Raw genomic sequence first — 24,452 nt, forward strand, 5'->3', positions numbered from 1 at the left:
GGGATTATCGCTTAATAGGCAATGACCCAATGGTCTAATTTGTGCATGGGTTGCGCCGGATGGCGGCGGGCAAGCGCAATTCCTGTCCTGGTGGCAGCAGGTTGGCGCGTGGCACTATATTTAATCCCTCGGTTCGAGCCACCATTTCTGGAACCATTGCTGTTGCGAGGCGACCGGCGTTCCGGCGGCATTGCGCGCGGGTTCATAGCGGAATCTCTCTTCGATGAGGCGGCAGGTAATCGCATCATCTTCGCCGCTGCCGCTGGTGCGGATGATGCGGCATCCGGTGACGCGGCCACTGGGCTGTACGGTGAAGCGCACCCCGACCGATTTGCCGTTGCGCGCATCGCGGCGATTTTTAGGGAAATCCTTGATCCGGATGGTGCCGGCAATTTTTCGCGCTGGCGTGAGGACGCCGCCACCGCTTCCGCCGCCACCATCGCCGGAGCCGCTCATCCCGCTGCCGCTTCCGGTGCCGATGCCGCCAGCGCCGGTGCCGGGACCGGGGCGGTCGGACGCGCCTTGGGTTGCATCATTGCCGGTGCCGGGCTTTTCAGCGGCGGGCGTCGGATTTTTGGGCGGCGTGACGATTTTCGGTTTAGGTGCGGTGGTTTGTGTCGCCTTGGATTTTAGATTTTCGGGCGATGCCGCGCCTTCCGGATTTTTGGGCGCGCTTTTTTCGGGCCTTGCTTCGGGTGGCGGCGGTTGGGGAGGCGGCGGTGGCGGTTCGGCGTCGAGCGCGATCAGGTCGAAACTATTTTCGACCCTCTGCGCAATATCGGGGCGGATGCCGTAAAGGAGGCCGGAGCCGACGAGCAGGCAAATGAGCGCCACGCCAATGCCCGCCTTGATGCGGTCGCGTGTGCGGCTTTCATCGCCATAGGCCATTTTTAGCGGGCCTCCTTGGCAGAAGCGCGCGGCGGGGCGAGGCGGATGAGCCAGCGCGGCGCGGGCGTTTCGGGCGTAACCAGCAGATTGCCGATCATCGCTTTCTGACGTGCGACCATGTTTTCGAGCAGCCGGTCGAGCGCGTCGCCGCGCGGGGCGATGTCGGGATCGGCGGCGGCGAGCGCGCGGGCGAGCAATCGGCGGGCCAGTTCGCGCGGTAGTTCGGTGAGCGGCGCGTTGAGCAAAATCGCGGCGCCATCATCGCTACCATCGCGCACGACATGTTTATTTTCTAACTGGCGGGCGGTCCATGACAGGGCGGCCTCGGCGTCAGACAGGTGGTTGGAAGCATTGGATAAGGATGCAACATCAATCCAATCGCTGGCGGCTATGGCTTGGCGCATCCGGACGCGATCATAGGCGTGGTTGCGGTTGGAGGGGTCATCGCGGGCGACAAGACCGGCCTGGTCCACAATCGCTTGTAATTCTGCGCGCCGCCACCCGAGCAGCGGGCGCAGGACAGTGCCGTTGCGCGCCCGCACTCCGGCAAGGCCGCCCACCCCGGCACCGCGGTTCAAGCGCATCAGCAAAGTTTCGGCCTGATCGTCGGCATGATGTGCGGTGAGCAGCCAATCCAGCCCGCGCGTGGCCCTCCATTCTTGCAATAAAGCATAGCGCGCCGCCCGCGCGCCCGACTGGATATTGCCTTCAATCGCGCGTTCGACCGTCAAAATACTGTGGGGGATCGCAAGCTTCGCGCATAAATCCGCGCACCATAAGGCTTCCGCGCGCGCTTCGGGGCGGAGGCGATGGTCGACCGTCGCCGCCTCGACTTGCCCCGGCGTTGTGGCGGCTGCGAGCAGCAACAGCGCGACACTATCCGGCCCGCCGGAAAGCGCCACGCCAAAACGCGCGCTCGGGATGTCGGAATTCAGGCTGGGCCCTGTAGCACTATCTGTGCGGGGCTCTATGCTCTCAGGGGCAGGGGATGAGAAGATCCCCGACGCCTCCCGCGCCTCCGTCCGCGCCAATAAGGCGGTCAGGCTTGCACGATAGCGGGTGGCGTCCTGCGCCCCCGGCAAAACCAAGCCCTGAAACGGATCAGGCGCAACCAGCTTTGCTGCGCTCACTCGACGCCTGCGACTTCAACCCGCCGCTCATGCTGTTGCCATAAACTTTGAACAATTCGGTAAAGGCGGTGCAGGACGCTTCCTTGTTTTTCATCTTGGCAAAGGTCATGCCCAGATACATCAAACTGTCCGCCGCGCGTTCACCCTTGGGGTTATTCTTGTAATTGCCGTAAAGCGTGTGGACTGCATTTTCATATTGCTGGTCGTCCATATAGGCGCGGCCCAGCAGATTTTGCGCAAAGCTCATGCGGCTATAATTAGGGTAGGTTTTGACAAGTTTTTCAAGCTGCCCTTGCGCTTCGGGGTAAAGTCCCGCGCTCCACAGGCGGAAACCGTAATTATAGGTATCTTCCGCCGCATTGCCGGTCGAAGGGATTTCCACCGCTTTGACCTTGGCGAGCCGGTCGGCCGACGCTTTGGTCGTGGTTGTGACCTTGGGTGGAGTCACGGACGCGGAAGGGGCGGCGGTTGAAGGCGTTGTCCCAGTTGCTGCGGGCGCAGCCGGAACGACGGTCGCCGCGCCTGCATTGGCCTTATAGGTGGCAAAGTCATTTTCAAGCTGGCGCAGCTTGAAGCTATTCTGTTCAACCTGTCCGGTCAGCTTGGCCAGTTGGGCCTCGATCGCATCGACACGCGCGGTAAGGTCGGCAACCGGTGCGCTCGATCCGATCGGCGCGGTGGTGGGAGCGGTGGGGATGCCCATTTCGGGTTCGACCACGCCGCCAGCGCCGAACACCTTGCGCTGCACCGCACGCATTTCGCGCTCCAATTTATCGACCCGCTGGACGGTTACGCCGTCCTGCGCGCTCACCGGAGCGGACAGCCCCGCCATCGAAACCGTGGCCAGTCCTACTATGAGCGTGCGACGCATATTCAACCTTTCCCGTAAATATTAACCATATTTTCCGCGTTGATAGCGCAGCTTCCTGCTATCTTACAAGAGGTCCGGAATTGCGCTGTCATTTCCATATTTTGATATTGCCCCAACGCGCCTGATCCCAATATGAACGCGGCCAGAATCGGGTGGTCCGACTAGGGTAGAGGCAGGGCCTGAGGCAGAAACAAAGGCGCGCGCCTTAGTCCGAAAGATCAGCCCCTGCCGCCGGTGTCGTGCCGCTTGTCCCGGCGCCCGCAGCCCCGGTAGCGCCCGCAGCCCCGGCAGTGCCCGCAGCAGGTGCTGCCCCTATGCGCTTGGCAAGTTCTGCCGGATCGAGCGCGACATTTTTGACCAATGTATCCGCCGCGCCCAGTTGCGGCACCACACGGCCCGCGACCGACACATCCATCGCCTGCGGACGGCTGGTGCGGATGGTGAGGCCCTTGCTGCCTGCGGGAACGACATAACGCTCTCCGGTTTTAAGTTCGGCTTCATGGACGCGCTTGCCGGTCGCATCGTCGATGCGGAACCAGACCGTATCCTTGGCGGCAATCACGACTTCGGCATTGGCATCGACAGCAGGCGCCGCCGCGGTCGCGGTGCCGGTTGCAGCGCCAACCGGTGCGCCGGTGTCGGCTTCGGGAGTGAGTTCGGTATCGGCGACGGTCACATCATTGCTGCTGGTGAACACGCCCGAACGCCACACGCCCCATGCGCCGACAAGCAGCAGCGCGATCAGCCCTGCGGTCCAGGCCAGCTTGCGAGGCGGGACACGGGCCGGATCGACCGGCTCATAAGCTTCATAGGTTTGCGCCGGACGATAATCGTCCGTGCCCAATTCTTCTCGCAACCGTGCGACCATCTGCACTTCGTCAAGGCCAAGCGAGCGGGCAAAGGCGCGCACAAAACCCATGGCATATGTTTTACCGGGCAGGCCCGAATAATCGCTCGCCTCGATCGCCTTCAAATGCCGCAACGGGATGCGGGTGTCGGTTGCAATATCTTCAATAGATTTCCCCGCTTTTTCGCGGGTTTCTTTCAAAAACGCCCCGACCGCGCTGATTTGCGGCGTTTCGGTTGCGTCTTCATTCGTCTCGTCCATGATCGTCTCCCGAAGGGCGTGCCCACCCACATCGTTATTTTCTGCCCTCGTCCCGCTTCAACACAATAGTTTTTAACCATTGTCAAATCCGGTGCGGGGGCTGCCTCAAGATTTTATCGGCTTGCCTGCCCATTGTTATATTTTTGCGTTCACCAGCTATCTTTTTAGAGGCTGAGATCCACGCCATTATCCTTGGCCCAGCCGAGCAAGGTTTCACGCGGCTTTGCGGGGGGATGGGCGATGAGTTGCGGCATGAAATCGCGCAGCTTCTGCACATCGAGCGAATGGATCATCGCCTTCACCGGCCCGATGCCCGCAGGGGTAATCGAAAGCCGCTCGATCCCAAGGCCGAGCAACGCCATCGCCTCAAGCGGTTTGCCGCCCATTTCGCCGCAAACGCCCAGCTTGACGGGGCTTGCGCCAACAATAGTGACGACGCGGTGGAGGAAACGTAGCACCGCAGGGCTGAGCCAGTCATAGCGTTCGGCAAGCTTGGGGTGCGAGCGGTCTGCGGCGAACAGGAATTGGGTGAGGTCATTGGTGCCGACCGAAAGAAAATCGAGATGCGGCAGGATGAGATCCAATGTTTCGGCCAGCGCAGGCACTTCCAGCATCGCGCCATATTGGATGGCGGAGGGAAGCTTTGCGCCGCGCTTGCACAGAAAATCGCGCTGGGCGGCAAACAGGGCGCGCGCCTGTTCAAACTCCCACGGCTCCGACACCATCGGGAACATGACATGAAGCGTGCGCCCGGCGGCGGCTTCGAGAAGCGCGCGTGCCTGACTTTTCATCAGCCCTTCGCGTTCCATCGCGAGCCTTAACGCGCGCCAGCCCATTGCCGGATTTTCCTCATCCTCAATGTCGCTGCGCATATAAGGCAGCGCCTTATCACCGCCAATATCGACGGTGCGGAACACCACCGGACGGTCGCCTGCAGCATCCAGCACATCGCGATAAAGCCGCTGTTGCCGCTCGCGTTGGGGCATGGTGGCGGACACAAGGAACTGGAACTCGGTACGGAACAGGCCGATGCCGTCCGCGCCGGTGAGGTCCAGATTGGTCACATCATCGCGCAACCCTGCGTTAATCATCAAGGTGATGCGCTTGCCGTCAAGGCTGACCGGCGGCTTGTCGCGCAACGCGGCAAAAGCTGCGCGGCGCTTTTGCGTGCGGGCCAAACGCCCGTCAAAGGCTTCGTCAAGCTGCGCGCTGGGGCGCACGATGACGGTTGCGTCCATCGTGTCGAGGAGCAGCATATCGCCTTCGCGCACCTTGTGGCGAATGTCGCGAACACGGCCCAGTACCGGGACGCCCATCGCACGCGCGACGATGATGACATGCGCGGTGAGCGAGCCTTCTTCCAGCACCACACCCTTCAGGCGGCGGCGGTCATATTCGAGCAATTCTGCCGGACCCAGATTGCGCGCGATCAGGATGGAATCCTGTCGCAAGCCCATTTGCGCGGCGGTGCCGACCTGACCCGATACGATGCGCAGCAAGCGGTTGGACAGATCTTCCAGATCGTGCATCCGGTCGCGCAGCAGTGGATCGTCAATCTGCCGCATCCGCATCCTAGTGCGTTGCTGGACACGTTCGATGGCAGCTTCGGCGGTGAGGCCGCTGTCAATTGCTTCGTTAATGCGTCGCGACCAGCCTTCGTCATAGGCGAACATTTTATAGGTTTGCAGCACCTCGTCATGTTCGCCGCCACCGCCAAATTCGGCCTGCGTCGCCATTTTGTCGATCTGCTCGCGCATCTTGTCAAAGGCGGAATAGACGCGGTGGCGTTCGGCTTCGATGTCTTCGGCGACCGTATGTTCGATGGTGATGCGTGGCTGGTGGAACACCGCGGCCCCGCGCGCCATGCCGTCGACCAGCTTCAGCCCGTCGAGCCGCTGTGTCGATGTATCAAAGCTGTCAGTTGCGCCGGGGAGGTTTTCATCGACCAGCCCCGCATTTGAGATTAATTCCGAAAGAACCATCGCAACTGTTTGAAGCGCTTCGATTTCTACTTCGTCATAGCGACGGGATTCGCGGTGCTGGACCGACAAAACACCGACCGCGCGTTCGCGCCGGACGATGGGGACACCGGCAAAGCTGTTGAACATTTCCTCGCCGGTTTCGGGCTTATAAGCAAAGTCCGGATGGGCGGCGGCTTCATCAAGGTTCAGCGTTTCGATATTGGACGCAATCGTCCCCACAAGCCCTTCGCCCAGCGCCAATTTGGTGACATGGACCGCCTCCTGGTTAAGCCCGCGCGTCGCGAACAATTCCAGTACGCCTTCGCGCAGCAGATAGATGGAGCACACCTCGCTATCGAGCGCTTCACCGATAATCTGGACGACCTGATTAAGCTTGGCCTGCGCGTTGGTGCGCGATGCCATGACATCATGAAGGCGGGTGAGGATTTGACGGGCGGCCTGCGCGGCGGAAGAGGGGGGAGGGGGAGGCGTGGTCATGCTCCCCTCCCTTAGCAGAGTGAATCTGCCTTTGTCCCGTTATTTTGTCCGGCTTATGCGGGCAAAACCCGCTTCCGGCCTATTTTTTGGGCGGCTGGGTTGCGGGAGCCGGTGCCGTGGTCGGTGCGGGCGCGGGCGCAGGGGTAACTACCGGTGCAGGCACGCTGCTCGGCGGGAGCGGCGTGGTTACCGGACCGCTTACCGGATTGGCGGGCGTCGTGGTGGCAGGGCCGGTCACTTCGCGCGGCGCTGCAAAAACGACCGGATTGTCCGGCTGGACAGCGGGCTGGGCGCTTGCAGGGCCGGTAATTTCACGCGCGGGGGCAAACACGACGCGCTGCTCCGGCGTCGATCCCGGCGCGATCGGATAGACCGCCACCGGACCCACAACTTGCGCGGCAGGCGCGGGCTGATAGGGCGCAGCCGCCGGCATCATCGCACCGGTCGGCGCGGTGGAGGCAAATTCGGGCTTGGGCTGGAGCGCATACCAGGCCGCATATTCGCGCTGGTAATTGGCATAAGCTTCAAAGAAATCGACGAACGGCTTGTCCATCGCCGCCATGTTGAGCGTGACAAAATCATGCACCGTCGCGGGCGTAGTCAGCACCGCCTGTCCCGCCAAGGTCATCGCGGTCGAACAGAATTGCTTCATCACCGGCGGCGTTGCGAAATAATTATACAGCCTGGTCGAAAGCTTGTCGCGTTCGGCAATGCCGTTGGTGCCATACATGGTCGCGAGGTTCTTGATGACCCATTTTTCGGAGTCCGCAATCGGCTTTTTATTGGCTTTCAGAAAGCCGTTATAATTGGCGATAAGCTGGTCCTCGCCCGCACCGCGACAGCCGAGCGCTGCGACGTTCAGCGCGATGCGGAAATTCCACAAAGCCTGTTCGCGGGACAGATTCACATTGGGCGTCAGACGCGTGCCAAACTGGTCGGTCGCCGGAATGGCAAGATTGGTCGCAGCCTGATTGGGCGGGACCGGCATCGGTACTGGCGGCGGAGGCGGCGGGGGCAATGTCGCCACCAACTGCGGCGGCGGGGTTTTGGTGCCACAGCCTGCCAGCACCATCGTCAGCGCGACAAGCGTTCCGCGTTTAACCCAATTCCCGTACGTCATTCGTGCCACCCCATTTGTCTGGATACCATAGATTAACCTTGAAGGCCCTGTTGCCAGTTTACACCCCCGAAGGTCAAGCAACCAGCTTTAATCACCGCTGAACCGCGCGACGAAACGGTCCTGTGGCGAGTCAAAATGCACTGGCCATGCAGCAGATGCGCGGCGATGCGCGCCGGGGATGGGGTGCGGGGGCCGGAGGCTTAGCGCGCCAGCGCGGTTTCAGCCTCTTCGACCAGCCGCGCGATAATATCGGCGACCGGTTCTTCCTTATTGACCATGCCGACCGATTGCCCCGCCATGAGTGAGCCATTTTCAACATCGCCATCAATCACCGCGCGACGCAATGCGCCCGCCCAATAATGTTCGATTTCAAGCTGGGCTTCGGCCATATCGACCAAGCCTTCGTCGAGCCGGTTGGCGACTTCGCGCTGCTTGGCGGTAAAGGCTTCGGTGCCTGCATTTTTGAGCGCGCGCACGGGGATGACCGGAAGGCGTGGGTCAATCTGGACGCTCGCCACCGCATCACGGGCCGAGGCGCGGATGAAGGCTTTTTTGAAATTGGGGTGCGCGATGCTTTCATTGGCGCACACAAAACGCGAGCCCAACTGCACACCCGCTGCGCCCATTTCCAGATAGCCCGCAATCGCTTCGCCGCGCCCGATGCCGCCTGCGACAAAAATCGGCACATCATCGGCGATGGCGGGGAGGATTTCTTGCGCCAATACGCTGGTCGCGACCGGCCCGATATGACCGCCTGCTTCCATACCCTCGATGACAATGGCGTCCGCGCCCGAGCGCACCAGCTTCTTGGCGAGCGCCAAAGTCGGCGCAAAACAAATGACTTTCGCGCCCATTTCCTTGATCGCTTCAAGGCTGCCTTTGGGCGGCAATCCGCCCGCCAGCACCACATGGCTGACCTCATGCTTGGCGCAAACCGCGATAAGATCGAACAATTGCGGGTGCATGGTGATGAGGTTAACGCCGAACGGCTTTTGCGTGAGCGCCTTGGTGCCTGCGATTTCGCTGTCGAGCAATTCGGGCGTCATCGCGCCGCACGCAATTACGCCAAAGCCGCCCGCATTGGAAATGGCCGCGACCAGATGGCGTTCCGACACCCAGCTCATCGCGCCGCACATGATAGCGACCTCGCAACCGAGAAAATCGGTGCCGCGTTGCATCAGGGATTTAAGGCTACCCATCAGGCCGCATCTTCCGCATCAAGGCCATAGGCCGTGTGCAGCACGCGCACCGCAAGTTCGGTGAAATCTTCGTTGATCAGCACGCTGATCTTGATTTCACTGGTCGAGATGGCCTCGATATTGATGCCGCGTTCGGCCAGCGCTTCAAACATGGTGGCGGCTACGCCTGCGTGGCTCTTCATGCCGACCCCGACAATCGAGATTTTGGCAATCGTGCTGTCATGAAGAATACGGTTGAAACCTATGGTTTCTTTGGCATTTTCCAGAATTTGCGACGCGCGCGCAAGGTCGGCGCGGGGCAAAGTGAAGGTCACATCGGTTTCGCCTTTTTCGCGTCCGACATTCTGGATGATCATGTCGACATTGATTGCAGCATCGGCCAGCGGGCCAAAAATATGCGCAACCGCGCCCGGCTTGTCGGGCACCCGCGTCAGGATGATCTTGGCTTCATTCTTGTCATAGGCGACACCGGTGATGAGTTGCCGTTCCATATCGCTTCCTTCAATTTCTTCGTCGCTGACGATCATTGTGCCGGGGGTGGGGGCTTGGCCGGGCTCGACAAAGCTCGACAAGACCTGCACGCGCACGCCTTCTTTCATGGCCAAGCCGACCGAGCGGGTCTGCAACACTTTCGCGCCGACGCTCGCCAGTTCCAGCATTTCTTCATAGGTGACCATTTGCAGCTTTTGCGCCTTGGGCACAATGCGCGGGTCGGTGGTATAGACGCCATCGACATCGGTATAAATGTCGCAGCGGTCCGCCTTGATAGCGGCCGCGATCGCGACCGCCGACGTATCGGAGCCGCCGCGGCCCAAAGTCGCGACGCGGTTATCGCCCATCAAGCCTTGAAAGCCGGGAATGACCGCAACCTTGCCTGCTTGCATCGCGGCAACTAGGCCTTCGGTTTCTACTGTATCGATGCGCGCTTTTTCATGCGCTTCCATCGTGCGGATGGGAAGCTGCCAGCCAAGCCAGCTGCGCGCTGGCACACCAAGCGCCTGCAAGGACAAAGCGAGCAAGCCCGATGTCACCTGTTCGCCGGACGCGACCACCACATCATATTCCGCCGGATCATAAATGGGCGACGCTTCACGGCAGAAATTGACCAAACGGTCGGTTTCGCCCGACATGGCGGAAACCACCACGGCCACTTCATTGCCCGCATCCACCTCGCGTTTGACGATTGACGCAACCGTGCGGATACGTTCCGTTCCGGCCATCGAGGTGCCGCCGAATTTCATCACTATACGGGCCATGGTCTGTGGTTTATTCTCCGTCTTTGCGAATGCCAGCGCCTCTTAGGCAAGCGGCCTTTTGATGGCAACCGCAACGAACGAATATTTTCTTTAGGCAGAAAGCAACAAAACATGTCTTCTATTGTCGCGCGGGAAGCAGAACATTTCGGTGAGCTGGCGGCGGATTGGTGGAATCCCAAAGGATCGTCCGCCATGCTGCACAAGCTGAACCCGGTGCGTCTGGGCTATATCCGCGAGGCGATTGACCGGCATTGGGGACGTGATGCGCGCAGCCGCACGCCGCTTGAAGGCAAACGCGCGCTCGATGTCGGTTGCGGCGCGGGGCTGCTGTGCGAACCGCTCGCGCGCATGGGCGCCGATGTGACGGGGGTGGATGCCGCACCCGAAAATATCGCAGCGGCCAAGGACCATGCGGCGGGGCAGGGGCTTTCGGTCCATTATCGTCATGGCGATATTGCGAAGATGAAGCTGGAGCCATTCGACCTTGTGACCAGCCTTGAGGTGGTCGAGCATGTCGCGGATCCGGCAGCTTTTGTGGCCGCGCTGGCCGACAAGCTGGCTGATGGCGGGTTGATGATCCTGTCCACCCCCAACCGCACCGCCTTGTCGCGGCTGGCAATGATTACGGTCGGCGAAGGGCTGGGGCAAATCCCCAAGGGGACGCATAATTGGAGCCAGTTTTTGACGCCTGACGAACTGGAAGCCCATGCCAAAGCGGCGGGGCTGGTCGTTACCGATAAACGCGGCCTGTCTTTTTCGCCTTCGCGCGGGTTCAAGATTAGCGATGATATGACGTTGAATTATTTGATGACCTTGGTGCGCGCTTAGGGGTAAAAGGAAGGTGATTCAGAAGGAGTTGCCATGCCCGAAACCGACCCGCGCATTGACGCCTATATCGAAAAATCCGCGGCCTTCGCGCAGCCCATCCTGACGCATCTGCGCAAGCTCGTCCATGACGCCGTGCCGGAGGTGGAGGAGGCGATCAAATGGGGGATGCCGCATTTTACCGTCAACGGCAAAAATCTGGCAGGGATGGCCGCGTTCAAGGCCCATGCGAGTTTCGGTATCTGGCCGACCTTGGAGGAGGATGCCCCCGAAGCGACCCGCGATGGCATGGGCAGTTTCGGCAAGCTTGCCTCGCTTTCCGACCTCCCCGATGCGGCGGATTTGACCGCGCGGCTGCAAAAAGGGGCGGCGATACTCCGCGCAGGGATTAAAGCCCCACCCAAGCCCAAAAAGCCTGCCAAACCGCTCCCGCCTATGCCCGATGATCTGGCGGAGGCGCTTGCTGCCAATGCCGCTGCGAGCGCGGTATGGGACGGGTTTGCGCCGTCACATAAGCGCGAATATCTCGACTGGGTCATCGAGGCAAAACGCGAAGAAACCCGCGCAAAACGCATCGCCCAAGCGGTCGAATGGATTGCAGAGGGCAAACAGCGCAACTGGAAATATATGGGCTGTTGACGGTTAGGGCGATGCCCGGTCCGACAATTGTTAAAAATCAAGCTGCTCATAATGGGGCGGCGGCCCCACAATTTCCATGCGTTCGGACAGCAAGGGGCGAAAGCTGGGGCGCGATTTGAAACCGGCATACCAGCCTTTGGTGAGCTCATGCCCTGTCCAGTCAATCCCGCCCAGATAATCGGCAACCGACAGATGCGCTGCGGCCGTAATGTCGGCAAGGCTCATGGTCGCGCCCGCGAGCCAAGGGCGGTGGTCCAAGAGATAATCAATATAATCAAGGTGGAAGTTCGCAAACTTCATAGCTTCCCGAAGGATGCGCGCGTCGGGCGGCTGGCGGTGGACGATGCGTTTCAGCATCCGTTCGTGGAGCAAAGGCGCGCCGACATCGCCGAAAAATTGTTCGTCAAACCAGGACACCAAGCGCCGGATTTCCGCGCGGCTGGTCGCGGTCCCCGCAATCATCGGGTTTTTTTCGACCGTTTCTTCCAGATATTCGCAGATCGCCTGACTGTCGATGAGCGTAATATCGCGTTCATGGTCGCGCATGACCGGCGTGCGGCCCGTGGGGTTCATGTCGATAAATTCGTCACGGCGCTCCCACGGCGATTCGCGCACCACTTCATAGCCGACGCCCTTTTCACCGAGCAGCAGGCGCACCTTGCGCGAAAAAGGACAGAGAGGGAATTGAAAGACTTGCCACATGCTATGTCCCTGTTAGGCGAGGCGCGCGGATTCCGGAAGCGAATATTACAGGCGTGTTAAAAAGCGCCACGCATAACGCTCGCCGGTAAAGAGGCGCTCACAAAAAAGCCCGGCCATAGTGGACCGGGCTTTTGAAAATTATATGTAAGGCGCGCGCCCGAAGTGCGGGCGGTCAATCGACCGGACGGCGCATATCGCGGTCGATTTTGCGCATTTCGCGACCCATCGACTTTTCCATCTGTGCGCCCATATCGCGCGCCATTTCGACCATCACCGGCATCATCCGCGCCATGCCCGACGCCATCACGCCCATCGAGCGGGTGGCGGCGCGCGATTGATGCGCAACGCGGTCGGCCACATGGGGATCACCGCGCGCGACCATATCGCCCACAGTCGCATCGGGATGCACACGACGGTGACGCCCGCGCGGGTCCATCTTGTTGGCCGCGTCAATGACCGGGCCGACCTTCATCGCCATGACCGCCTTGACCATCCCGCCCATCATATCGGCAACACCGTCCTGAAAGGCAGGGTCGTTCATCCGCCGCACCATATCGCCTTGGGCTTCACGCATTTCGGCGTCGTCGCCAGTGTAGTCGTCGCTGGCGTAATCCTCGCCAGCATAATCATCGGCGCTATCGTCCGACTCATAATTATAACCGGCGTTATAGTCGGCGTTATAATCGGATGAGCGGGCATCCTGCGCCGCGAGCGGGGTTGCGCCAAGCAGCGCAAACGGGCCGGCAATCGCGCCCATCCAGACATATTTGTTCATCTTGTCCTCCTTACGGGCAAGGCAAAGAAACCACGGAAATGGTCATCGTTCCAATGCTGTTAGACGAACGGCGCTGAGTCCAAGCTGAACGGGAAAAACCCGGTATGTGAACTGGTGTAACGCAGCAGACCGGTGTCAGGAGGAGGCCGATGTGCGGGCGGACGAGCGCCGCCGCCGCCGCGCAACCATCACCGCGCCCGCGCCTGCGCCAAACAGGAGGAGCAAGGAGGGTTCGGGAACCTGCGTCGGATTGCCGCTGCTTGATCCGCCCGTGGTCGACCCGCTACTATTTGCTGCGGTGACGGACCAGCCTCCGCTGATATTAAGGTCGAACAAGCCCGCAATATATTGCTGCACCATGCCAAGCGGCCCCGGTGTGCCTGCCGGATCAGCAGCCCAAATCGGGACGCCCAAAAAGGTGGTTCCGGCGCTGTCATGCGTGCCTTTAAGCGCAAAGCCGCCGGTGCCGACCATAGCGTTACACCCATCGGTTACGCCGCCATAGCAGGTGCTGGGCGCGGACATGATTTCGCCGGTGGTCGCATCATAGCGATAGCCCGGACCATCCCATGGCCGCGATGTCCACTCGCCGTTCGGAAATTCCAGCGAATAGGTTTCGGTATTGCTGTCATAGACAATCACCAAACCGCGCACGCCCATTTCATAGTCGGGACGATTGACCGGATTGATTGGCCCGCTCACATCAATATCCCTGGTGATACCAAAAGGCGTATTGGCATGGGCTGCCGGTGTATTCACCGCAAACCGGTAAATACCGTCCGCCGATTGTTGGCCTACATAACGCTGATAATAAGCGCTGGTGGGCACGATGGTGGAAAAGCTGATCGAAACTTCGTCGCCTTTTTTATACGGATATTCGGGTACCGGGCCGATATAGGAGGAATAGCTCCCGTCGGGCTGGCGGATGCGGATGCTATTTTTGACATCATCCACAACCGTGCCTTTGAAGGTCATGGTGAGCGCGGTTTTTTCATTGTCCGCAGGCGCGGGCTGTTGCGCCAGGGCTGGCGCTGCTGCTGTAAACATCAAGGCGGCCATGATCGCGCCCGTCACCATTTTCATCATCTCTTGCTTCCCCGTTGGTTTCTATGCGGATAAAATTACCGGGAGAAAAGATGCAAGTTTCTGGCCAATTGTCCGGACATGGCAGAATTGCGCCATTTTACTTAACGCCTTGTTAACCACGTCCGGCGCGCGTGTAAGTTTTACCGACACACGCGCCGGGAAAATGCCAATTATTCCGCCGCTTCCAGTGCCACCTGATCGCTCAACGGATGGGCTAACCGCGTCAGCATTTCCTTCGGGCACACCTGCCAGAATTTATCGCGGGCGCGGTCCCAATCGCGGAGCAATTCTGCCGACCATTGGCTATCGGTTGCCTGCGCATGGTCTTCGATGAGGGCTTTCAGGACGCCCTCCCAATGCGCGCTTTCGATGCGTTGCCAGACGATATTTTCGGGGTTGGCATTGCGGGGGAAGATGTCGCCATCATCATAGATGAACGCCATGCCGCCGGTCATGCCCGCGCCGAAATTGGCGCCGGTTTTGCCCAAGATCACCGCGATGCCGCCGGTCATATATTCGCACGCATTGGCACCTGCGCCTTCGACCACAACGGTCGCGCCGGAGTTGCGCACCGCGAAACGCTCGCCTGCCTGACCCGCTGCGAGCAAGGTGCCGGAGGTTGCGCCGTAAAGGACGGTGTTGCCAAGGATCGTATTATCCTGACTGACCAGCGGGCTGGAGACGGTCGGGCGCACGATGATGCGGCCGCCCGATAGCCCCTTGCCGACATAATCATTGGCCTCGCCAAACACTTCGAGCGTGATGCCTTTGCACAGGAATGCGCCCAAAGACTGGCCTGCCGTGCCGCGCAGCCGCACCTGGATATGGTCGTCCGCCAGCGTTTTCATACCGAATTTGGCGGTGACCTCTGCCGACAATCTAGTGCCGACCGCGCGATGCGTGTTGCGCACCGTGTAGGTGAGCTGCATCTTTTCGCCGCGTTCGAATACCGCGCGCGCGTCCGCAATCATCTGCGCGTCCAAACTGTCCGGCACTTCGTTGCGGAAGGTCGGGATGCTGAAGCGGCGTTGATCGTCCGGCGCATCGACCTTGGCGAGGATCGGGTTTAAATCGAGGTCATCAAGATGCTCCGCCCCGCGGCTCACCTGTTTCAGCAATTCGGTGCGGCCAATCACTTCGTCCAAGCTGCGGAAGCCCAGCCGTGCCAATATTTCGCGCACTTCTTCGGCGATGAAAGTCATCAAATTGATGACCTTTTCCGGCGTGCCGGTGAATTTGGCGCGCAGGCGCTCGTCCTGCACACACACGCCGACCGGACAGGTATTGCTGTGGCACTGGCGCACCATGATGCAGCCCATCGCGACAAGGCTTAATGTGCCGATGCCAAACTCTTCCGCGCCCAAAATCGCCGCAATCACAATGTCGCGACCGGTTTTGAGGCCGCCATCGGTGCGTAGCTTGATGCGGTGACGTAGGCCGTTCAAGGTCAGCACTTGATTGACTTCGCTCAAACCCATTTCCCACGGCGTTCCGGCATATTTGATGCTGGTGAGCGGGGACGCACCGGTGCCGCCGACGTTGCCGGACACAAGGATGACATCTGCATGGGCCTTGGCGACGCCCGCCGCGACGGTGCCGATGCCTGCCGAGGAAACCAGTTTCACGCACACCCGCGCGCGCGGGTTGATTTGCTTCAAGTCATAGATAAGCTGCGCCAGATCCTCGATCGAATAAATGTCATGGTGCGGCGGCGGAGAAATCAGCGTGACGCCCGGCGTTGCATGGCGCAGCTTGGCGATAAATTCGGTGACCTTGAAGCCGGGAAGCTGGCCGCCTTCGCCCGGCTTTGCGCCTTGGGCGACCTTGACCTCGATTTCCTCGCACGCGCCCAGATATTCTGCCGTCACGCCAAAGCGGCCTGATGCGACCTGCTTGATGACGCTATTGGCATTGTCGCCATTGGCATAAGGGTGGAAGCGGCTGCTATCTTCGCCGCCTTCGCCCGACACGGCTTTTGCGCCGATACGGTTCATCGCGATGGCCAGCGTTTCATGCGCTTCGGGCGACAGCGCGCCCAAGGACATTCCCGGCGTCACAAAGCGTTTGCGGATTTCGGTAATCGCTTCAACCTCGTCGATCGATACCGGCACATGGTCGGAGGAAAACTCCATGAGGTCGCGCAGGTAAACGGGGGCCATATCCTGCACCCCGCGCGCAAATTGGAGATAGGTTGAATAGCTGTCGGTCGCGACCGCGGTTTGCAACAAGTGCATGAGCTGTGCCGAATAAGCGTGCGTCTCGCCTCCTGCACGCTGGCGATAAAAGCCGCCAATCGGCAAATGCACGACGCCATCGGCAAAGGCGGCATCATGGCGCATTTCGGCGTTGAGGTAGAGCGAGGCATAGCCTTCGCCCGAAATCTTGGCAGGCATCCCCGGGAACAGGTCATTGACCAGCGCGCGGGAGAGGCCGACCGCTTCGAAATTATAGCCGCCGCGATAGGAGCTGATGACCGCAATCCCCATTTTGGAGAGGATTTTGAGGAGGCCTTCCTTGATTGCGGTGCGGAAGCGTTCGAGGCAATCCTCCAAATTGCGATCCCCGAACAGGCCGCGCGCCTGCCGGTCGGCAATCACCGCTTCGGCAAGGTAAGCGTTGACCGAGGTTGCGCCGACGCCGATCAGCACCGCGAACGCATGGGTGTCCAAAGCTTCCGCCGAACGCACATTGACCGACGCATAGGAACGCAGCCCCTTGCGCACCAAATGGGTATGGACTGCGGCGGCGGCTAGCACCATCGCAATGCCGATCTTGTCCGCGCCAATATGTTCGTCGGTTAAGAAAAGTTCGGTTTGTCCGGCGCGCACCGCCTGTTCGGCTTCGGCGCGGATGCGGGCAATCGCATCGCGCAAGCCTTGCTGGCCGGAGCCTGCGGGGAAGGAGCAATCAATCGTCGCGACCGCATCGCCAAAATAAGCGCGCAACCGGTCCCAATCGTTCGAGGTCAGTACAGGCGAATCGATAATCAGGACATGGTCATTCTGCGCATCGGTTTCGAGGATATTGGCAAGGTTCGAATAGCGCGTCTTGAGGCTCATCACATGGCGCTCGCGCAACGGATCAATCGGCGGGTTGGTGACTTGGCTGAAATTCTGGCGGAAAAATTGGCTGACCATGCGCGGCTTGTCGGAAATGACCGCAAGCGGCGTGTCATCGCCCATCGAGCCGACCGCTTCCTTGGCGTCTTCGACCATCGGCGAGAGGATGAGTTCCATATCCTCTAGCGTTTGCCCTGCGGCGACTTGGCGGCGCGTTAATTCTTCCTTCGACCAGGCGGGGGCGGACGAGGTTTTGGCGTGCGGCAAATCGGCGAGCGTGCGGAAGCCTTTGACCATATCGGCATAGGGCTGTTCGTCAGCGATGCGGTCCTTGATCGCATGGTCGTGGTAGAGCTTGCCCTCTTCCAGATCGACCGCGATCATCTGTCCGGGGCCAAGCCGGCCTTTCTGGACGATGCTGCTTTCCGGCAGCACCACCATGCCCGCTTCGGAGCCGACAACCAGCAGGCCGTCATTGGTGATCGTATAGCGCAAGGGACGCAGCGCGTTCCTGTCCATGCCCGCAACCGCCCAGCGGCCATCGGTCATCGCAAGCGCGGCAGGACCATCCCACGGCTCCATGACCGAGGCCAAAAAGCTATACATGGCGCGGTGATTGTCCGGCACATCGCTATCATCGCCCCATGCTTCGGGAACGAGCATCAGCTTGGCAGTCGGACCATCGCGGCCCGAGCGGCAAATCGCTTCGAACACGGCATCGAGGGCTGCGGTATCGGACGCGCCCGCCGGAATGACGGGTTTAATGTCCTCCGAATGTTCGCCAAATGCGAGGCTCGCCATCTTGATTTCGTGGCTTTTCATCCAATTTTTATTGCCGCGAATGGTGTTGATTTCGCCATTATGGGCAAGGCAACGGAAGGGTTGGGCCAGCCACCATTGCGGGAACGTGTTGGTCGAATAACGCTGGTGGAAAATCGCAAGGCGGCTTTCAAAGCGCGGGTCGACAAGGTCGGGATAGAAAACCGACAGGGATTCCGCGAGGAACAGGCCCTTATAGATGATCGAGCGGCACGACAGGCTACAGATATAAAAATCCGCAATCTGCGCGGCGATCACCTTTTTTTCGATGCGGCGGCGGATGAGGTAGAGCTGTTTTTCAAACTCGGCGGCGGATTGCTCGTCGGGGAGCGGCCCCGCAATCATGATCTGTTCGATTTCGGGGCGGGTGCGCTGCGCCTTGTCGCCGATCACCGACACATCCACCGGCACCTGCCGCCAGCCATAAATGGTATAGCCCGCGTCGATAATTTCCGCTTCAACGATGGTGCGGCACGTTTCCTGCGCGTCCAAGTCGGTGCGCGGCAAGAACACCATGCCGACCGCGAGCCGGTTGACCCGCGGCTTGTGGCCGGATGCTGCAATCGCATCGTCAAAGAAACGCACGGGCAGATCGACATGCAACCCTGCGCCATCGCCGGTCTTGCCATCGGCATCGACCGCGCCGCGGTGCCATACGGCTTTCAGCGCATCAATGGCGGAGGCGACTACACGGCGCGACGGCTTGCCATCGGTGGCGGCAACAAGCCCGACACCGCACGCATCCCCTTCAAATTCGGGACGATACATGCCGTGGTCGGCGAGATATTGGCGTTGGTCGTTGCTCATTATTTTTTCCCGATAGAGTCGCGCAAAGCGTCCAGATAATCCTGTTCTGCTTCGGATAATTTTTCCCCGCTACGGAGCCGGGCTTCATAGGTTAGGATTTCAAGGCGGCCCCGTTGGTCAGCGAGGCGGGATTCTGCGCCCGCGACCTCGGCTTCCAGACGCTCGACGGCTTTGCGGTCGGCGGCGGACCAGCGGCTGCGCGGGGCTTCGGTCGCGACGTCCTCTGTGCTTGCACTACCATTTTTCCGCGATAGCGCATCCATATCCAGCGCAAATTGTTGCACCCGCGCCATAGCTTTGGCGTTGCTTGCGGTCATGGATTTTTGCTGGGCGGCGGCGACTTCAGGATCGCGCATCACATCGGGGAGCCGTGCCAGATAGGCGCGGCCCACTGGCGTTGCAAAAAACCGCGTCATCCCGTCCAGTTCTTCCACGCTGAATAGACGCGCATAGGCATTGGTCATCGCCGTCATGGTTTCGGGCATGGTTTCGCGCATCGAGTCGATTGCCAGTTGCTTCACATCGGCGACAAACCGGTCGAACAGCGGTTTTGCTCCGGCTGTTTGTTCCAGTTGCGTCTGGAATTCCGGATCCGCAGTGAGCCCTTGAACAAGATTGTCCATTAAAGGCCGTGCCAGTTGTTCGAAATAAGCGTCGCGCTCGCCCACAGGATAAGTGGTGTCCATCAGCCGGGTTGCAGCGGCCAGCCGGTCGGGGGCAGGATTATTTGCCACAGGAGCCGTTGGTGCCGGGGCATCAGCAACGGGCTGCACCTGTTGCGCGGCCAGCGGTGAAGCGGCCAGCAGCAATGGGAGGGCAAGGATCGTTGCGCGCGTCATGCCGCTTTCCTTTCCGCTTTTTTCGCCGCGCGTGCGGCTTTCAGATAGGCGTTCATATGCGCCGACACATCGCGGCCATCACGGATGCCCCACACAACAAGGCTTGCGCCGCGCACAATATCCCCGGCGGCGAATACGCCATCGAGGCTGGTCATCATGCTTTGATGATCGACGCGCACCGTGCCCCAGCGCGTGACGCCCAAATCTTCGGCCCCGAACAGGCGCGGCAATTCTTCCGCGTCAAAGCCGAGCGCCTTGATGACAAGGTCAGCGGGGAGGGTGGTTTCGCTCCCGGGATCCGCTTCCGGCGCGCGGCGGCCAGAGGCATCGGGCGCGCCGAGACGCATCCGCGTGACGCCAACGCCGCTGACCTTATCCTTGCCCTCAAAATGGGTGGGGGCAGACAGCCATTCGAAATCGACGCCTTCTTCTTCGGCATTTTGCACTTCGCGTTGGGAACCCGGCATATTGGCGCGGTCGCGGCGGTAGAGGCATTTGACCGATGTTGCGCCTTGGCGGATGGCGGTGCGGACGCAATCCATCGCGGTATCGCCGCCGCCGATGACGACGACATTCTTGCCCTTGGCGTCCAGGCTGCCATCGTCAAACGCAGCCACCTTATCGCCAAAGCTTTTGCGGTTGGAGGCGGTGAGATAGTCAAGCGCCTCGACCATGCCGGCCTTGTCGTCGCCAGCGATGCCCATCGGCTTGGCCTTATAGACGCCGGTGGCAATCAACAGCGCATCATGTTTGGCGCGCAGCGCATCGAGCGTCGCATCCTTGCCGACCTCGAAGCCTTCGTGGAAAATGATGCCGCTTTCTTTCAAACGGTCGACGCGGCGCATGACGACCTCTTTTTCCAGCTTGAAGCCGGGGATGCCATAAGTGAGGAGGCCCCCTGCGCGGTCGTGGCGGTCATAGACATGGACCTCATGCCCCGCATTGCGCAGATATTCGGCCGCCGCGAGCCCCGCGGGCCCCGCCCCGATAATGCCGACCGACTGGCCGGTCGCGGTGCCTACGCTGACCGGTTCGACCCAGCCTTCGGCCCATGCGGTGTCGGTGATATATTTTTCAACCGAGCCGATGGTGACCGCGCCGTGGCCGGAAAACTCGATCACGCAATTTCCTTCGCATAAGCGATCCTGCGGACAGATACGCCCGCAAATTTCGGGCATGGTCGATGTGGCATTGCTCAGTTCATAGGCTTCTTTGAGCCGTCCTTCGGCGGTCAAACGCAGCCAGTCGGGGATATGATTATGGAGCGGGCAATGGACCGAACAATAAGGCACGCCGCATTGCGAGCAGCGTCCGGCCTGTTCTTCGGCCTTGGGCGCGGCATAGCGGTCGGCAATTTCCTGAAAGTCGCGGGCGCGCTCGGCGGGGGTGCGCTTGTCGGGATAATCCTGCCCCGTCTCCACAAATTTCAGCATCACAGTGTCGGCCATAATCGTCTCACCTGTTGGAATAACAGAAGAGCGCATGGCCTGACCGCGATGCTGCTGTCACGCGGAAAATGCATGATAGGTCAGTTTTATTGACCTAATAAGAAATTATGTTTCGTGCTTGTCGCGAAGTTTCTGGCTGTAGCCTATTAATTAGTAAATTTATGGGACTATTTTGCAAGAAGCCACACCAGCGCAACACTTCCCAGCACGATTCGATACCAAGCAAAGGGCGCAAAGCCATAGCGCCCGACTAAGGCGACAAAGGCTTTGACGATGAACAGCGCCACGACAAAGGCGGTGCCAAGGCCGATTAGGATGAGATTAAGGTCGTCCAAGGACAAAAGTTCGCGGTCGCTCCACAGCGAAAAGACGGTCGCGCCGATCATTGTCGGCACGGCCAAGAAAAAGCTGAACTCGGCGGCGGTCTTGCGTTCGACGCCCATGAGCAAAGCGCCCATGATGGTCGCGCCCGAGCGGCTCACGCCGGGGATCATCGCAATACATTGCACCGCGCCAATGGCGATGGCGGTCTTGAGCGGCATTTTTTCGACGCTTTCGACGCGCACATGTTTGACCATGCGCTCGATGAGCAAAATCGCGATGCCGCCGACAATCAGCATGATCGCGACGGTCATTGGCGACTGGAGCAACTGGCGGATGCCCTTATAGGCAAAAGCGCCGATCAGCATGGCGGGGAAAAAGCCGACAAGAATGTTGCGGGTGAAGCTGATCGCATCCTGATCGCGGTGCAGCAAACCGACGCCGACATTCCAGAAACGCTTCCAATAGGCGACAATCACCGCAAGGATCGCGCCAAGCTGGATCGCGATTTTGAACGCGACCGTGCCTTCGCCGGTAAAACCGAGCAGCGCGCTTGCAAGGATGAGGTGGCCGGTCGAGGAAACGGGGAGAAACTCTGTCAGCCCCTCGATGATACCAAGCAGAACCGCCAGAAGGATAGGGGACATGGGCAGGATTACTTTCCGTCAGATGATGGGATGCAGGAGAGGCGTTGCTCGTATAGGCGTGCGTGGGCCCGCCTGAACCGCGTTGCCCCCACGCGGGCGATACGCTTCAGGCGCGGGCCTTGTTGCCGAAACGGCCATTGGTGCGATATTGCACCAGCCAAGGCTCGGCCACCGCCGCAATCGGGGTAGCGGAAACGCCCAGATCGGCGAGCGTCTTTGCGCCCTCGCTGACGACCACATCCTTTTGCAGCATCAGCCATTGCTCATAAGTGACCGGCGCACCGGGAAGCCAGCCGGTGAGGCGCGCGGCAAGGCCTGAAATGAAATCCGGAATATCGAGCGGATAGACGGTCTGCCCCGTCGCGCGGCCGATCCAGAAGAGCAGGCCCTTCATCGTCGAAATTTCGGGGCCGCCCAGCTCATAGGTCTGGCCCTGGGTCGCGGGCGCCTCCAATATGGCCGCGCGCACCGCTTGGGCGACATCTTCGACATAGACGGGTTGCAGCCGGGTCTTGCCCATGACGATGGGCATGAGGTTCAGCCCGCTAAAATAGCCGGCAAATTTGTTGATGAACTTGTCCTCGCGGCCAAACACGATCGACGGGCGCAGGATCACGGCTTCGGGGAAGGCGGCGCGGACCGCGGCTTCGCCTTCGCCCTTGGTGCGCGCATAAGCCGCCTCGCTCGCGCTATCGGCACCGATGGCGGACACATGGACGAGATGCTGCACGCCATGCGCTTTGGCCGCTTCGGCAATATGTTTCGCCCCGCGCGCGTTGACGCCGTCAAAATCGCCCGCAATCGTGCCGACGAGGTTGATGACAATGTCCGCGCCCGCACAAGCAGCCGCGACCGTATCGGGCTTGGTTACGTCAGCGGGGACGAACTGCGTCTGGCCGAGCTTGCCGAGCGGGCGGATCGCATAGGCATCTTTGGGCTGGCGCTCGGCGATGCGGATACGCGCGCCTTCATCCATCAAAAGCTGTGCGACATAATGGCCGATAAAGCCGCCGCCGCCAAAGATTGTGACCAGTTTTCCGTTCAATTGCCGATGTGCCATTGGCCTGTCCCGCGCCCTTCTGATTTGCTGCGAAAATATCTGTCCCAAGCCCATGCCGCGAACCCTCGCCCGAGGCAAGCCTCTTGCGCGTCTTTCCGCCACAAACGGAGCGGACAAAGGATGGACACATACCCTTAACACACGCCATTGACGCTCTCCATTGACACAGGGGCCAATCCGGCAGAAGGGCGGGGCCTGTTTGTGCGCGGATTGCGTAACGGTAATGACAGATTTTACGGAAAGGAATAGCGCGTGGCGTGTGACCGCGATTGGGTAAATTGGGCCATCGGACGGATCGAAGCGGATTTCAACCGCTCGGCAGATACGCATCTTATCCCCGTTGCGCTGCCCGCGCTGCCGCATATTGCGCTCTATTTAAAGGATGAATCGAGCCATCCGACGGGGAGCCTCAAGCATCGGCTTGCGCGCTCGCTGTTCCTCTATGCGCTCTGCAATGGCCGCATCGGCCCGCGCACTACGGTGGTCGATGCGTCGAGCGGCTCGACCGCCGTTTCGGAAGCCTATTTTGCACGGATGCTCGGCATCCCCTTCGTCGCGGTCTGTCCCGCCAGCACCGCGCCTGCCAAAATCGAGGCGATCGAATTTTACGGCGGACGCTGCCATTTCGTCGATACCGCGCATGAAATGTATGGCGCGGCACAGCAGCTCGCGGACGAAACCGGCGGCCATTATATCGACCAGTTCACCTATGCCGAGCGTGCGACCGACTGGCGCGGCAATAATAATATCGCCGAATCCATCTTCAGCCAAATGAGCCATGAGCCGCACCCCATTCCGACCTGGATTGTGACCGGCGCGGGGACCGGGGGCACGTCCGCGACCATAGGCCGCTTTGCACGCTATAACCGCCACGCGACCAAGATTTGCGTTGCCGACCCCGAAGCGTCAATCTTCCACAAACATTGGCATGACCGCTCCATTGTGCGGCAGGAAGGCGGGGCAGGGCGCATCGAAGGCATTGGCCGCCCGCGCGTCGAACCCAGCTTCCTCCCCGATGTGATCGACCGAGTGATGGCGATTGAAGACGCGCAAAGCGTCGCCGCCACCCGCGTTTTAAGCCGCCGCTTGGGCAAGCTGTGCGGTGGATCGACCGGCACGAGCCTGTGGGCCTGCGCGGTCATCGCCTCCGAAATGGCCACGCGCGGGGAGGCGGGCTCGATTGTCTCGATCCTGTGCGACGATGGCGAACGTTATCGGTCGAGCTATTTCAATGATGCTTGGGTCGCCGAACAAGGACAGGACATCGCGCCCTATGAACGGCGCATGGACCGGTTTTTCGATACGGGGTTGTGGGACGAGTGAGGTAGGTTTTTTCCTGTAAACTTCCCCTCATCTCCCATTAACTCAGCAAAATCCTCCCCTGACAAGGGGAG

General features: G+C 60.3%; 19 protein-coding genes. 3 read left to right on the forward strand and 16 right to left on the reverse strand.

Annotated features, from left to right (window positions below):
- Positions 1 to 120: 120 nt before the first annotated feature.
- From DMP17_RS01805 to DMP17_RS01840, 8 genes are all read right to left on the reverse strand, one after another.
- Positions 121 to 888, reverse strand: coding sequence for an energy transducer TonB (locus tag DMP17_RS01805; protein ID WP_337827373.1), 768 nt, complete (start codon positions 886 to 888; stop codon positions 121 to 123).
- 2 nt (positions 889 to 890) lie between these two features.
- The gene (gene tilS / locus DMP17_RS01810; protein WP_337827374.1) at positions 891 to 2,018 is read right to left on the reverse strand and encodes a tRNA lysidine(34) synthetase TilS; all 1,128 of its coding nucleotides are present in this window, start codon (positions 2,016 to 2,018) and stop codon (positions 891 to 893) included.
- Entirely contained in the window at positions 1,990 to 2,889 is a 900-nt protein-coding gene (locus DMP17_RS01815) for a tetratricopeptide repeat protein (protein WP_337827375.1), read from the reverse strand. The genes tilS and DMP17_RS01815 overlap by 29 nt, the downstream gene beginning before the upstream one ends.
- Positions 2,890 to 3,094: 205 nt before the next feature.
- Positions 3,095 to 3,997: a helix-turn-helix domain-containing protein gene (locus DMP17_RS01820; RefSeq protein ID WP_337827376.1), complete on the reverse strand. Its 903-nt coding sequence runs from the start codon at positions 3,995 to 3,997 to the stop codon at positions 3,095 to 3,097.
- A gap of 164 nt (positions 3,998 to 4,161) precedes the next feature.
- Entirely contained in the window at positions 4,162 to 6,456 is a 2,295-nt protein-coding gene (gene ptsP, locus DMP17_RS01825; RefSeq protein WP_337827377.1) for a phosphoenolpyruvate--protein phosphotransferase, read from the reverse strand.
- Positions 6,457 to 6,535: 79 nt separating this feature from the next.
- Positions 6,536 to 7,576: a hypothetical protein gene (locus DMP17_RS01830; protein ID WP_337827378.1), complete on the reverse strand. Its 1,041-nt coding sequence runs from the start codon at positions 7,574 to 7,576 to the stop codon at positions 6,536 to 6,538.
- A 200-nt stretch (positions 7,577 to 7,776) separates the two neighbouring features.
- Positions 7,777 to 8,775, reverse strand: a complete 999-nt coding sequence (locus DMP17_RS01835) for an NAD(P)H-dependent flavin oxidoreductase (protein WP_337827379.1) — start codon at positions 8,773 to 8,775, stop codon at positions 7,777 to 7,779.
- The gene (locus tag DMP17_RS01840; RefSeq protein WP_337827380.1) at positions 8,775 to 10,019 is read right to left on the reverse strand and encodes an aspartate kinase; all 1,245 of its coding nucleotides are present in this window, start codon (positions 10,017 to 10,019) and stop codon (positions 8,775 to 8,777) included. Before DMP17_RS01840 ends, DMP17_RS01835 begins: the two co-directional genes overlap by 1 nt.
- Before the next feature lie 123 nt (positions 10,020 to 10,142).
- On the opposite strand from DMP17_RS01840, the gene ubiG reads away from it, so the two are divergent.
- Together ubiG and DMP17_RS01850 are read left to right on the forward strand one after the other, a co-directional pair.
- Positions 10,143 to 10,859: a bifunctional 2-polyprenyl-6-hydroxyphenol methylase/3-demethylubiquinol 3-O-methyltransferase UbiG gene (ubiG, locus tag DMP17_RS01845; RefSeq protein ID WP_337827381.1), complete on the forward strand. Its 717-nt coding sequence runs from the start codon at positions 10,143 to 10,145 to the stop codon at positions 10,857 to 10,859.
- A gap of 33 nt (positions 10,860 to 10,892) precedes the next feature.
- Positions 10,893 to 11,495 carry a YdeI/OmpD-associated family protein gene (locus DMP17_RS01850; protein WP_337827382.1) on the forward strand — a complete coding sequence of 201 codons (603 nt, stop codon included), beginning with the start codon at positions 10,893 to 10,895 and terminating at the stop codon, positions 11,493 to 11,495.
- A 30-nt stretch (positions 11,496 to 11,525) separates the two neighbouring features.
- Here DMP17_RS01850 and DMP17_RS01855 read toward each other — a convergent pair whose 3' ends face one another.
- The 8 genes from DMP17_RS01855 to DMP17_RS01890 form a co-directional block, all read right to left on the reverse strand.
- Positions 11,526 to 12,197 (reverse strand): glutathione S-transferase family protein, encoded by a 672-nt coding sequence (locus DMP17_RS01855; RefSeq protein ID WP_337827383.1) that lies wholly within the window; start codon positions 12,195 to 12,197, stop codon positions 11,526 to 11,528.
- A gap of 172 nt (positions 12,198 to 12,369) precedes the next feature.
- Positions 12,370 to 12,972 (reverse strand): hypothetical protein, encoded by a 603-nt coding sequence (locus DMP17_RS01860; protein ID WP_337827384.1) that lies wholly within the window; start codon positions 12,970 to 12,972, stop codon positions 12,370 to 12,372.
- 135 nt (positions 12,973 to 13,107) lie between these two features.
- A complete protein-coding gene (locus tag DMP17_RS01865) occupies positions 13,108 to 14,058 on the reverse strand; it encodes a PEP-CTERM sorting domain-containing protein (RefSeq protein ID WP_337827385.1) in 951 nt (316 codons plus the stop codon).
- Between the two features lie 170 nt (positions 14,059 to 14,228).
- Entirely contained in the window at positions 14,229 to 18,743 is a 4,515-nt protein-coding gene (gltB, locus tag DMP17_RS01870; protein WP_337827386.1) for a glutamate synthase large subunit, read from the reverse strand.
- Positions 18,743 to 19,582, reverse strand: a complete 840-nt coding sequence (locus tag DMP17_RS01875; RefSeq protein WP_337827387.1) for a DUF2059 domain-containing protein — start codon at positions 19,580 to 19,582, stop codon at positions 18,743 to 18,745. Before DMP17_RS01875 ends, gltB begins: the two co-directional genes overlap by 1 nt.
- A complete protein-coding gene (locus tag DMP17_RS01880) occupies positions 19,579 to 21,066 on the reverse strand; it encodes an NAD(P)-dependent oxidoreductase (protein WP_337827388.1) in 1,488 nt (495 codons plus the stop codon). Before DMP17_RS01880 ends, DMP17_RS01875 begins: the two co-directional genes overlap by 4 nt.
- Before the next feature lie 131 nt (positions 21,067 to 21,197).
- Positions 21,198 to 21,998: an undecaprenyl-diphosphate phosphatase gene (locus DMP17_RS01885; protein WP_337827389.1), complete on the reverse strand. Its 801-nt coding sequence runs from the start codon at positions 21,996 to 21,998 to the stop codon at positions 21,198 to 21,200.
- Positions 21,999 to 22,104: 106 nt separating this feature from the next.
- Positions 22,105 to 23,112, reverse strand: a complete 1,008-nt coding sequence (locus tag DMP17_RS01890; protein WP_337827390.1) for a complex I NDUFA9 subunit family protein — start codon at positions 23,110 to 23,112, stop codon at positions 22,105 to 22,107.
- A gap of 198 nt (positions 23,113 to 23,310) precedes the next feature.
- Here DMP17_RS01890 and DMP17_RS01895 point away from each other — a divergent pair, with 198 nt between their 5' ends.
- Positions 23,311 to 24,381, forward strand: coding sequence for a PLP-dependent cysteine synthase family protein (locus DMP17_RS01895; protein WP_337827391.1), 1,071 nt, complete (start codon positions 23,311 to 23,313; stop codon positions 24,379 to 24,381).
- Positions 24,382 to 24,452 lie beyond the last annotated feature (71 nt).

It is taken from the genome of Pseudonocardia sp. TMWB2A, from assembly GCF_017312135.1.

What these genes read in the sequence shown, in the direction of transcription:
- DMP17_RS01830 (WP_337827378.1), bottom strand. Translation starts at nt 7,576, where the DNA reads ATGACGTACGGGAATTGGGTTAAACGCGGAACGCTTGTCGCGCTGACG.
- DMP17_RS01860 (WP_337827384.1), bottom strand. Translation starts at nt 12,972, where the DNA reads ATGAACAAATATGTCTGGATGGGCGCGATTGCCGGCCCGTTTGCGCTG.
- DMP17_RS01880 (WP_337827388.1), bottom strand. Translation starts at nt 21,066, where the DNA reads ATGCGCTCTTCTGTTATTCCAACAGGTGAGACGATTATGGCCGACACT.
- DMP17_RS01850 (WP_337827382.1), top strand. Translation starts at nt 10,893, where the DNA reads ATGCCCGAAACCGACCCGCGCATTGACGCCTATATCGAAAAATCCGCG.
- DMP17_RS01820 (WP_337827376.1), bottom strand. Translation starts at nt 3,997, where the DNA reads ATGGACGAGACGAATGAAGACGCAACCGAAACGCCGCAAATCAGCGCG.
- DMP17_RS01855 (WP_337827383.1), bottom strand. Translation starts at nt 12,197, where the DNA reads ATGTGGCAAGTCTTTCAATTCCCTCTCTGTCCTTTTTCGCGCAAGGTG.
- DMP17_RS01835 (WP_337827379.1), bottom strand. Translation starts at nt 8,775, where the DNA reads ATGGGTAGCCTTAAATCCCTGATGCAACGCGGCACCGATTTTCTCGGT.
- DMP17_RS01815 (WP_337827375.1), bottom strand. Translation starts at nt 2,889, where the DNA reads ATGCGTCGCACGCTCATAGTAGGACTGGCCACGGTTTCGATGGCGGGG.
- DMP17_RS01875 (WP_337827387.1), bottom strand. Translation starts at nt 19,582, where the DNA reads ATGACGCGCGCAACGATCCTTGCCCTCCCATTGCTGCTGGCCGCTTCA.
- ptsP (WP_337827377.1), bottom strand. Translation starts at nt 6,456, where the DNA reads ATGACCACGCCTCCCCCTCCCCCCTCTTCCGCCGCGCAGGCCGCCCGT.
- gltB (WP_337827386.1), bottom strand. Translation starts at nt 18,743, where the DNA reads ATGAGCAACGACCAACGCCAATATCTCGCCGACCACGGCATGTATCGT.
- ubiG (WP_337827381.1), top strand. Translation starts at nt 10,143, where the DNA reads ATGTCTTCTATTGTCGCGCGGGAAGCAGAACATTTCGGTGAGCTGGCG.
- DMP17_RS01805 (WP_337827373.1), bottom strand. Translation starts at nt 888, where the DNA reads ATGGCCTATGGCGATGAAAGCCGCACACGCGACCGCATCAAGGCGGGC.
- DMP17_RS01885 (WP_337827389.1), bottom strand. Translation starts at nt 21,998, where the DNA reads ATGTCCCCTATCCTTCTGGCGGTTCTGCTTGGTATCATCGAGGGGCTG.
- DMP17_RS01865 (WP_337827385.1), bottom strand. Translation starts at nt 14,058, where the DNA reads ATGATGAAAATGGTGACGGGCGCGATCATGGCCGCCTTGATGTTTACA.
- DMP17_RS01890 (WP_337827390.1), bottom strand. Translation starts at nt 23,112, where the DNA reads ATGGGCTTGGGACAGATATTTTCGCAGCAAATCAGAAGGGCGCGGGAC.